General features: G+C 38.2%; 10 protein-coding genes. All 10 read right to left on the bottom strand.

All coding sequences use genetic code 11. The features are described 5' to 3' along the window. Positions 1–81: 81 nt before the first annotated feature. Complete coding sequence (locus tag A5816_RS02125; RefSeq protein WP_033795081.1) at positions 82–894, bottom strand: glycosyltransferase; 813 nt, start codon at positions 892–894, stop codon at positions 82–84. 8 nt (positions 895–902) lie between these two features. Next, positions 903–1748: an NAD-dependent epimerase/dehydratase family protein gene (locus tag A5816_RS02120; protein ID WP_086310570.1), complete on the bottom strand. Its 846-nt coding sequence runs from the start codon at positions 1746–1748 to the stop codon at positions 903–905. Continuing rightward, positions 1745–2359, bottom strand: coding sequence for a sugar transferase (locus A5816_RS02115; RefSeq protein ID WP_010724855.1), 615 nt, complete (start codon positions 2357–2359; stop codon positions 1745–1747). Before A5816_RS02115 ends, A5816_RS02120 begins: the two co-directional genes overlap by 4 nt. A 10-nt stretch (positions 2360–2369) precedes the next feature. Continuing rightward, positions 2370–4187 carry a nucleoside-diphosphate sugar epimerase/dehydratase gene (locus A5816_RS02110; protein WP_086310569.1) on the bottom strand — a complete coding sequence of 606 codons (1818 nt, stop codon included), beginning with the start codon at positions 4185–4187 and terminating at the stop codon, positions 2370–2372. 13 nt (positions 4188–4200) lie between these two features. Beyond that, positions 4201–4965, bottom strand: coding sequence for a tyrosine-protein phosphatase (locus A5816_RS02105; protein WP_002348500.1), 765 nt, complete (start codon positions 4963–4965; stop codon positions 4201–4203). Positions 4966–4991: 26 nt separating this feature from the next. Continuing rightward, complete coding sequence (locus A5816_RS02100; protein WP_002308656.1) at positions 4992–5690, bottom strand: CpsD/CapB family tyrosine-protein kinase; 699 nt, start codon at positions 5688–5690, stop codon at positions 4992–4994. Between the two features lie 12 nt (positions 5691–5702). Further along, complete coding sequence (locus A5816_RS02095) at positions 5703–6482, bottom strand: YveK family protein (RefSeq protein WP_086310568.1); 780 nt, start codon at positions 6480–6482, stop codon at positions 5703–5705. Positions 6483–6497: 15 nt separating this feature from the next. Then, positions 6498–7442 (bottom strand): LCP family protein, encoded by a 945-nt coding sequence (locus A5816_RS02090; protein WP_086310567.1) that lies wholly within the window; start codon positions 7440–7442, stop codon positions 6498–6500. Between the two features lie 45 nt (positions 7443–7487). Continuing rightward, positions 7488–8267: a hypothetical protein gene (locus tag A5816_RS02085; protein WP_086310566.1), complete on the bottom strand. Its 780-nt coding sequence runs from the start codon at positions 8265–8267 to the stop codon at positions 7488–7490. Positions 8268–8653: 386 nt separating this feature from the next. Next, positions 8654–10729: a glycine--tRNA ligase subunit beta gene (gene glyS / locus A5816_RS02080; protein ID WP_086310565.1), complete on the bottom strand. Its 2076-nt coding sequence runs from the start codon at positions 10727–10729 to the stop codon at positions 8654–8656. Position 10730 lies beyond the last annotated feature (1 nt).

Below are 10730 nucleotides of genomic sequence, written 5' to 3'. Positions count from 1 at the left end.
GATTTTCTATTATTTTTAACTTTATCGACATTGGCATATATTTCTTAATGTAAAAAGACATCTTATTTATTATATACATACTTATCTCCTTAATTTCTTTTTAGTAAGATAATCAACTATTTTAAATGGTAATATAAACATAGCAATTTGTGTAATTGTCACATATATAAAGTCATATACTTTTATATACCTTTTTTTAAAGAATCCATGACTTACTTTAATATAACTCATACAATTCTCTAAACTTGTTCTTCTCTTATAGGCAGAGTAATTTGATCTAAACAATAGTAGAGATTCAGGAATATTAAGAGTATACATTTTATTTACTACCATTCTCATAAATAACTCGTAGTCTTCTTTTCTCTTTATATCCTTATATCCTCCGAGTTTTAGCACTTCACTTTTTTTATACATTACGGTAGGATGATTAAATGGGCTTCTGGTTTTAATGAATTTTTTTATACCTTCATAATCAGATGGAACTTTTCTAGTAGAAGTTATATTATCAGGTGTATCATAAAACTCATCAACATTCGTTCCAACCATTACTAGCTTTGGATTCTTATTAAATTCATTTAGTTGCTTCTCACAACGATCTACAAGAGAAATATCATCGGTATCCATTCTAGCAACTAATTCGTTGGAGCAAACTTTTAGCCCTTCATTTAGTGCTAAACCTAATCCAACATTGTGAGGAAGTCTAACTATTTTAAATAGTGTATCGTACCTTTTTAAAAAATACTGCAAACAATCTTCTAATTCATCTGTTATTGGACCATCAATAACTATTACAATTTCAGAAGGCATGACAGTCTGATTTATAATGCTTAGAATACTAGTTTTTAAAAAACTAGCATTTTCTTTATAATATAAAGACATCAAAACAGAATACATTAAATTCACTATAATATCTCCTTATTGTTTTTTATATCATACACCAAATTCCCAAACGCCTTATTCGTCAATCGTCCGATCTTTCCTGGTACATATCCAAGTAAGCGTATTGCCCAATTCATATAAGAGAATAGGTAAATTTTTTTTCCATTTTCTTGAGCAATGTCTCTCACCATATGACTCGTACGAACATATTGATCATTTTGTGGAAAAAATACGCCACTATCTTGAGCATCAATACGTTCTTTGACAAACACAGATAACTTATCAATATGCAGCATTGATCTTTCATTTTTTACATCGGGAAAAATAGGCAATTTATTTGCCAACTTGACCAATTGTTGGTAGTTCCCCTTACTCCCCGGTCCATAGATCATTGGCGGACGTAAAATAGCGACATGGAAAGTATCGTCGTCTAATGGTTGTAAGCCAATCTCCGCTTGCAGTTTGCTGTCGCCATAGAAATTGGAAGGATTGGGTTTGGTATCTGGTGTGATTATACGTTTTTTGTTGATATTTGTTTCTTCACCATAAATAATGATGGAACTCATATAAATGAATTGTCCGTTCTTTCCTGATAGATCTTGTTTATATTTTTTTGCTGTCTCAATTGCAAGGTCTCGATTGACCGCATAATAGAGCTGTTTGGTTTCTTCGCTTACTTTGGATACATCTGCGTGCGCGATACCTGCTACATGAAAAATCGTATCATACTCCGAAAAGTCACGTTCTCGCCACGCGTCACCTCGTACACTTAGTGTGTCGATTTGATACTCGTCTTGAAATTGTGTCATCCATTGTTTGAAGGATGTACCGATATAGCTGTTTGCACCAGTAATCAGGATCTTTTTCATTTTGCATCCTCCTTTTTCACCGAACCAGTTCCGCCTTCGACAACGCCGTCGCTTTTAAAGACGGAGATTATGGTTCCAAAAAAGCATTTTAGATCCATCCATGGCGTGATATTTGCTGTGTACTGTCCATCTAAACGTGCTTTGTAGTCGATCTCTAATTCATCCCGTCCACTGATCTGTGCGAGCCCTGTTAGTCCTGGACGGATATCATTTGCGTGGTACTTGTCTCGTTCTTCAATCAAATCATATTGGTTCCATAGTGCTGGACGTGGTCCGATGACTGCCATGTCCCCTTTTAATATATTAAATAATTGCGGTAGTTCATCCAGACTTGTTTTTCTAAGGAATTTTCCTACTCGTGTAATAAAAAAGTCAGGATTTGATAACAAATGAGTTGGTGTCTCTTGAGGCGTATCTACTTTCATCGTTCGGAATTTATAGATATAAAAATGGGATTTGTTTTTTCCTACCCGTTTTTGTTTAAAGATGACTGGACCTTTTGAATCGATTTTGATAGCTATACATAGAATCAAAAGGATCGGTGACAATACGATGATACCAACTAAAGATAATAAAAAATCTATCCCTCTTTTTAAACCGTCTTTATACACTTTACTCCCCCTACTTATTTGAAGCATTTGCAAAAGTGACGATCTCTTTAGCCAATTGTTCGTCGTCTTGCGGCAGGCTCTTGACGAATTCCATCACTGTTTGCATGGAGTAACCTTTGATGTTTCCTACAAAGATCTTCTCGTAAACTGCTTCATCGTTTCTTTCCTTATCTAACAATAGTTCTTCATATAGTTTTTCCCCTGGACGGATACCTGTTTCAATGATTTCGATCTCGTCTTCGCTATATCCGCTCAATCGGATCATGTTTTTGGCTAGATCTACGATTTTCACTGGTTCGCTCATATCTAAAATAAAGATTTCGCCGCCTTTTGCTAATGCGCCAGATTGAATAACTAAACGACTAGCTTCAGGAATCGTCATGAAATATCGGGTCATACGAAAGTCTGTTACAGTGACTGGTCCTCCTTGAGCAATTTGTTCCCGAAATACTGGAATCACGCTTCCACGAGAACCAAGGACATTCCCAAATCTGACAGCTGAGAATTTCGTACAGCCTTCTTCATTCAACCCAGTCACGATCATTTCAGCGATTCGTTTTGTTGAACCCATGACGTTTGGCGGATTGTTGGCTTTATCTGTCGAGACCATGACGAAGTTTTTTACTTTCGCTGCTTTGGCTGCTTCTGCTACATTTTTTGTACCAAAAATATTATTTTTGACTGCTTCTTTTGGGTTGTATTCCATCAATGGTACATGCTTATGAGCAGCTGCATGGTAAACGATATCTGGGTGGTATTGTTCCATGATCTCATTGATTTTCTTGCGATCTTGGATATCCGCAATAATCGGTACGATTTCTGTAGGACACTTTTGAAGATGCGTGCGTAATTCACGGTCAATCAAGTAAATCGAGTTCTCCCCATGTCCTAAAAGCAATAGCTTTGCAGGATTGAATTGGATGATTTGCCGGCAGATTTCTGAACCGATTGATCCTCCTGCACCGGTGACAAGAATGACTTTGTTCGTGATCTGGTCTTTGATGGATTCGATATCCAGCTCTACCTCATCTCTTCCCAGTAAATCCACTACGTCAATGGTTTTTAATTTTGATACGTTGATTTTCCCTGAAGCAAGTTCTTCCATAGAAGGCATCGTATTGACTTTCACATGAGCGGATTCGACTAACTCGAAGATTCTTCGTAATTTTTTTCTTGATAAAGAAGGGATAGCGATCGTTACCATTTGGATGTCATATTTTTCGATCAATTCCGGTATATCTTTTAATGACCCCAGTACTTTTTTTCCTGAAAGATACGTATTTCTTTTATTCGGATCATCATCCACGAATCCAACGACATGGATATCTTGAGCCGTTTTGGATCCAAGAAAGCTGTTGTATAAAATACGTCCACCTTCGCCGGCACCAACGATCAAGGTATTTTTAGCGGAATCTGTTGATAGATACCTCATATTTTTTGTTTCGATATAGATACGCCAGATCAATCGGCTGCCAATGATCAGTAACAGCGAAAGTAGGTATGCAAAGATGACTAAACGTAAACTGTATTGTTTATTTATGAAAAGCAATACGATGATACTTGAGGCCGCACTTGCAGATAACGAACCAAAAATCGCAATGATCTCTCTTAAATTTGTATAGCGATTGATTCGAGTAAAAACTTTGAATAAACTACCATAGAATAAATAAAAACCAATCGACAAACCGATAGAGATTAAAATAAGTTCCATTGGTATAGCTACAAATGGCTTCATGAATTTAGCTGCTGCACTATTTGCAGCAATCAATAACAAGCTATCCACCAAAATCAAAGTAATGATTTTTCTTCTCCTTGTTAAAACAAACATTTTTTAATTCCCCCTAAAATAAACCAAACTTCTTCTTTTTTACCTCTTCATAGACTGGATAACTGATTTCATCCCCGTTGATCAGATCCTTTGCGACTTGTTTCATCTGTGCTACTTTTTCCTTGCCAAAGTCCTTGGCGATTTGCTCATAACATTCTTTTAAGTAAAAGGTGCGTTTAGAGACCCCATGGGCATCAGAGGCAGCCATTTGCACGAGATTATGTTTGACCATCGTTTTAGCTGTTTTCTGGATGTCTTTGCCAAATACACCGACATAACTTGGTGCGGTGAGTTGGGCCAAGCATCCCATATCTAGGAATGGGAGCAAATGATTCGGGTCTTTACGAAAATGCGCGTTGCGTTCTGGATGGACGATTACTGGTGTCTTTCCTAGTTGTAACAACTCAAAAAAGAGCCGTTCTGCATATAACGGCACTTCCAGTGTCGGAAATTCGATCAAAAGATATGTATCATCTAAATCTGTAAATAAAATTTCATCTCGGTGGATGTCTTCGATCAGCGTTCCAGTAATACGTACTTCTTGTCCTTCCAATAACGTCAAAGGCAATTGTCTTTTCTCTAATTCTGCTTGTAACGAAGCGACTAGAGAAATGACTTGTGATTTTTCATTGCTGTATTTTCCATTATTATGATGGGGTGTGCATAAAATATGTGTGATCCCTTGTTGAATCGCTTTTTCAGCCATGGCGATACTGGCATCTAAGTTTTCTGCTCCGTCATCGATTCCTGGCAGGATATGGCAATGTAGATCAATCATTTCTCTTGTCTCCTCTCTTTTATTTCTTAATTCCCGTAGTAATAACCAGCATCTTTGCTGTGTTCTGCCCCATTGTATACAACACCAAGGACTCGCGCTTGTACCATATCCAGCAATTCTTTTGCTTTAGTCAATGATTCTTTACGTGACGTATTTTCACGTACGACCAATAAGGTACCATCCGTTTTTGAAGACATGATCTGTGCATCTGTTACGGCAACGACTGGCGGCATGTCGAAGATCACTACATCAAATAGTTGTCTTGCTTCTGCTAAAATTTGATCCATTCTTGGCGAGCTTAGTAACTCTGATGGATTTGGTGGTTTAGGTCCACTTGGCAGTATCGACAAATTCTCGACTGGCGTTCGTTGGATCTCATCTGCTACACTCCCTGATGAACTAAGGACAGTACTTAATCCACTTGCGTTGTTCAACTTGAACGTTTTGTAGATGACGGGCTTACGTAAGTCTGCATCGACTAGCAGCACCCGTTGACCAGATTTGGCAAAAACAACGGCAATGTTTGCTGCAGTGGTAGATTTCCCTTCTCCAGGTCCTGATGAAGTCACAACAATCGTTTTGATTTGCTGACCAGCTGCGGAGGCAAACTGGATATTCGTCCGAATCGTACGATATTGTTCGGCTATTGGTGAAGAGGGGTTTGTTAGTGTGACCAAACTGACTGCATGAGTTTGGGTTGCTTTTTGTTTCTGTGTTCGTGCCATTTTTCTTTCCTCCTAGACTCTTGAGCGGCTTCTGCGTGATGGCGCTGTTTTATCGTTTGTAGCTTTTGGTTGTGTCGGAGCTGTTCCTTTTTTACGGATACCAGCATTCAATTCTTTCGCTGACATTTCTGGTACAGTCCCTAAGATTGGGAAGCCTAATGTATCCGTCACATATTTTTCATCTTTTACTGTCCGGTCGAGTAATTCAAATAAGAAAGCTAGACCTACACCTACCATCATTCCTAACACTAAGCCAATCACTAGATTCAATTTATTATTTGGCGAAACAGGTGTCGTATTGGCAACTGCACCTGAGATGATCGAGATTTTATCGACATTCATCACATCTTTGGCGTTCTCTTGGAATACTTGTGACGTTGTATTAGCGATTTGTTGAGCCGTCACTGCATTTGTGCTTGTTGCTTGGATCGAAAACATTTGTGAATTTTGTGACTGATTGACGGAGATGGCATCTTTGATTTGTCCAGCAGTCATTTTCACATTGTCTTCTGTTTCTAAACGATCTTTGACTTCATTTAGTACTAGATCACTGACGATCATATCTTTATACGTATTGATCATTTGCAGGTTCGTATTGACATCATTGACATTTGCAGTATCTGATTGTGGCAGTGTCACGATCAATTGGGCTTGTGAGCTGTATTTTGGTGTCAAGATGAAAAACGTTACGATTCCTGAGATGGCCAAGCCAGCAAACATTGAGATGAGGATTGTTATCACGTGTTTGCGTAATGTTTCAAAAATTTCTTTCAAGCTGATTGTCTCTTCCATTTTTTCTCCACTTTCCTATTTATTCTCTAGATTCATTTGATCTTTTAATTCTTTTTTCACACGATCAAGTTCTTGATTGCTGACTTTTTGATATGAGATATTGTCTTGCATGAAGCCTTCTCCTTGCAGCTGATCTTGCTTGATCGTACCAAATGCCTCCCGATAATCTAAAGCAATCTTTTTCATTTCATCAAAGCTCATGTCTGTTTTCATATTCGACTCTAGAGCATTCAAAACGGATTGATAGTTGCTTACACCGTTCAGACTCAATACTTTTTTCGCTACACCTTCTACGATCTTTCTTTGACGTTCTTGTCTGCCGTAGTCACCGTTTGGATCTTCATAACGCATACGAGAATACGACAATGCCTGATCCCCGTTCAATGTGATTTTACCGATTGTAAAATCATAGCCATCTTGTGAGAAGGTGAGGTCATTATTGACTTCGATACCATCAACTGCATCAACGAGTTCTTTTAGACCTTTCATATTGATTGAAACATAGTGGTCGATTGGGATGTCTACATATTTTTGTACGGTATCCATTGCCATAGCAGCTCCGCCGAATGCATAAGCGTGATTGATCTTGTCTTTTGTGTCACGACCAACGATGTCGACATACGTATCACGAGGAATGCTGACGATCGTTGTCTGTTTGTCTTCAGGACTGACTGTGGCAACCATCATCGTATCTGATCGTCCTTGATCGACCCGACCTAAATCTCCCGTATCGATCCCCATCAATAGAACAGAGAAAGATTCTTGTTTGTCCAGATCAACTGGTTTTGTTCGTTCTCCTTGGGTTCGTTCCACTGATTCATAAGTTTTCTCAATAGAATGTGAGAGATCTAGATATAATTTTGCTCCTACTCCTACGATTGCTAATACTAATACGACAAGAATTGCTAAAATAATTAGAAATATCTTTTTCCCTCTTGATTTTCTTCTTCGTTTTGCCATAGTTCCCTCCGTTTGCTAGCCTTGCTTGAATCCTCGCTTTTACTATTAATAGCTCGTATTGCCATAGCCCATTTGCTGAGCGACTGTTTCTGCTTTTGACGCATATGCGGCTCTTATTTTTTCATTCCGGATCTGTTCGATGAGACTGAGTGCGGTCAAATATTGATCGTAAGTAGCAGTAGCTGTTACTTGACCGTCTTTCAGCATCGTATCGAATAGCTGATCTAGTTGCGTGACTTGTGCAATTTGGATATCAGCGAATCCTAGATATTGCATAACGACCGTTTTCCAAGCACTATCCTTAAAAAAGCTCATATTTTCACGTACATGGGCGACATCTGCACTTGCCAACTTTTCTTTGATGATGACATCATCTACAGCTTGCTGCCAGTTTGATACGTTTTTAGTAAATAATTTATTGACAGCCGTCTGGATCTTCAGTTTTGATTCTGCATCCTCTAACTGTGTGAAGACTGCTTTCTTTTCTTCTTGGATCGCAGCAGCTTCTTTAGGTAATTCTGATTCCTTGATGTCATAATCATCTGCTGAAAGTTTGATAGAAGATAGTTTATGTGACAAATTTGAAACTGTTTCTTCTGTTATTTCAGGATTTAGGAAAATTTTTTCTTTTGTACTGTACAGCTTATCTACTTCTTTTGATAAAGAGGTCACGGTGTCTTTTTGATTGGTGATGGCAGATTCTGCGTAATTGATCCGTTGATGATGTTGCCGCTGATTATTGAGATGGTATCCAAACAAACAAATCACAATAGCGCCTGTGCCTACCGCCACGGTAGCCAATAACTTGACGAACGGCTTTTCCATAGATTCACTCCTAAATATTGATGATAGATAAATAAAGATGTGATTCATTCACATCAGAATGAGCGCTTTTTATTTTAAAAGCATAATTAAACTAATATATTCATAGAAATATTTGTAAGCAGGTTTTCCCTATATAATCATACCACAAACAGTTTTCTTGACTAGGGCAATTTACGATTTAAAAGTAAATAAAACATTAATAAGATAACAATTAATCGATTTCATTTTTATTTCCTTAATTTTCATAGGTATTTTTAAAAGGTACGCAAAAAATAAAATAACGAATATTATTAATTTTTGAATTAATAACAGCTATTTATATTTATAACAAAAAAAACAGAGAGTCAGCAAGTTTCGTGCATGCTCTCTGTTTTTCAAACAAAAGATTATTTTGTGATGATTTGATCCAAGCTTGCTAATGACAAAGCCATGGCAGCTATTTGACTAAGTTGTGTTAGTCGGTTCTTACGTACTACTGGTTCTTCAGCCATGACCATCGTTTGATCAAAATAATTTTCGATCAGTGGACGAAGAGCGACAAGCTGGTCGTAGTTTTCGTGGATCGTTTGGTCAGCAAAACTTGCTTTCATTGCTTCTACTGCTTTGTGTAATTCTTTCTCTGCGTCGTTTTCGAACAGCTCAGGGTCTACTTCTGATTGTTTTTCAAGCTGAGCTTTTTTCGCTAAATTCACGACACGTGTCAAAGCTTCCATTGAAGGTTTGAAGTCTTCATCTGCAAGATGTTGTTTGAACAATTGTGCTGCTGCAAATACTTTTGTCAGATCTTTTTGTTCCGCATTCAAAACAGCCTCGATGACATCATGACGGATGTTCTTCGTTGTCAATAATTGGCGCAGACGACCTTTGATAAAGTCGATCACTTGTTGTTGTCCTTCTGATAAACCAATGCCGAAACGATCCGTATCTTTACTGATAACATCGCTAATCGTTTCTTGCAGAACAGACAAAGGAAAGGCCCATTTTTTCGATTCGATGATCCGAACGACACCGTATGCTTGGCGACGTAAGGCATAAGGATCGTTTGACCCGCTTGGAATCATCCCAACTGCAAAGAAAGAAAAGATGCTATCTAATTTATCTGCAATCGCTAAAACAGAACCTACTGTAGACTGAGGTAGCTCTCCTTCACTGGATATAGGCATGTAATGCTCACGAATCGCTGTCGCTACAGCAGGTTTCTCGCCTTTCAGCAGCGCATATTTTTCGCCCATGATCCCTTGTAGTTCAGGAAATTCCCCTACCATGTTGGTTACTAGATCAAATTTATAGATTTCAGCAGCTCGTTGCAAATCCATCAATTCTTCCTCATATAGTCCTACTTGTTCGCCAATGATACGGGCAATGACTTGTACCCGTTGCATTTTCTCATAGATACTACCGATTTTTTCATGGAAAGTAACAGTTTTTAGTTTTTCAACGTATTGGTCGATTGAAGCTTTCTTGTCTTCATTATAAAAGAATTCCGCATCTTCTAAACGAGCAGTCAATACTTTTTGATTGCCTCGAACCACATTTTCCAATTTTACCCGATCACCATTACGAGCAGAAATAAAATGAGGAAGCAGCATACCTTGATCATTCCGTACCTCGAAATAACGTTGATGTTCTTTCATAGAAGTGACTAGTACTTCTTCAGGAACAGAAAGATATTTTTCTTCGAAGTCGCCAGAAAAGACAGTTGGATATTCGACTAAATTGTTGACTTCTTCTAGTAAATCTTCGTCTAGATCAATAACCCAGTGATTTTTTTCTGCTAATTCATTTGCTTGTGTAACGATCATTTCTTGTCTTTTTTGCGGAGACGCAATGACGAATTGTTCATTCAATTTTTCTTCATATTCTTTTGCATGCGCAAATGTCACATCTTCGCCTAAGAAACGATGACCTCGAGAGGCTCTGCCTGTTTTGACATCCAAAATTTCGAATGGGATTACTTCGTCATCTAACAATGCCACGATCCAGTGAATAGGGCGGATATATTCAAAATCGTATTCTGCCCAATGCATCGTTACTGGGAAAGTGAGGCTTTTAATGACATCTGCTAAACCTGTCAATACTTCTTTTGCTTCTTTGCCGTGAGTGTATTTCGTTACATAGACATATTCTACACCTTTTAATTCTCTAAAAGTGATCGCATCTGTCGTCAGACCTTGTCCGCGGACAAATCCTTCCGCTGCTTTCGTCCAGTTTCCATCTGCGTCCAAAGCAATTTTTTTGGCTGGTCCTTTGACTTCTTCTTCACTGTCCGCTTGTCGTTCTGGAATGTTTGTTACTTTGATTGCTAAACGGCGCGGTGTGGAAAATGTTTCGATCGTATCATAAGTCAATTGGTTCTCATCTAAAAATTTTGCTGTTTTTTCTTCTAATTGTTTCATGCTTGGTGTGACAACATGGGCAGGCATTTCTTCCAGCCCGATTTCAAGTAATAAGTCTTTTGCCATC

Source organism: Enterococcus sp. 3G1_DIV0629 (assembly GCF_002141285.1).
Lineage (GTDB): Bacteria > Bacillota > Bacilli > Lactobacillales > Enterococcaceae > Enterococcus_B > Enterococcus_B lactis.
This window is presented reverse-complemented; position numbering and strand designations above follow the sequence as displayed.

What these genes read in the sequence shown, in the direction of transcription:
- A5816_RS02125 (WP_033795081.1), bottom strand. Translation starts at nt 894, where the DNA reads ATGTATTCTGTTTTGATGTCTTTATATTATAAAGAAAATGCTAGTTTT.
- A5816_RS02100 (WP_002308656.1), bottom strand. Translation starts at nt 5,690, where the DNA reads ATGGCACGAACACAGAAACAAAAAGCAACCCAAACTCATGCAGTCAGT.
- A5816_RS02085 (WP_086310566.1), bottom strand. Translation starts at nt 8,267, where the DNA reads ATGGAAAAGCCGTTCGTCAAGTTATTGGCTACCGTGGCGGTAGGCACA.
- A5816_RS02120 (WP_086310570.1), bottom strand. Translation starts at nt 1,748, where the DNA reads ATGAAAAAGATCCTGATTACTGGTGCAAACAGCTATATCGGTACATCC.
- A5816_RS02105 (WP_002348500.1), bottom strand. Translation starts at nt 4,965, where the DNA reads ATGATTGATCTACATTGCCATATCCTGCCAGGAATCGATGACGGAGCA.
- glyS (WP_086310565.1), bottom strand. Translation starts at nt 10,729, where the DNA reads ATGGCAAAAGACTTATTACTTGAAATCGGGCTGGAAGAAATGCCTGCC.
- A5816_RS02095 (WP_086310568.1), bottom strand. Translation starts at nt 6,482, where the DNA reads ATGGAAGAGACAATCAGCTTGAAAGAAATTTTTGAAACATTACGCAAA.
- A5816_RS02110 (WP_086310569.1), bottom strand. Translation starts at nt 4,187, where the DNA reads ATGTTTGTTTTAACAAGGAGAAGAAAAATCATTACTTTGATTTTGGTG.
- A5816_RS02090 (WP_086310567.1), bottom strand. Translation starts at nt 7,442, where the DNA reads ATGGCAAAACGAAGAAGAAAATCAAGAGGGAAAAAGATATTTCTAATT.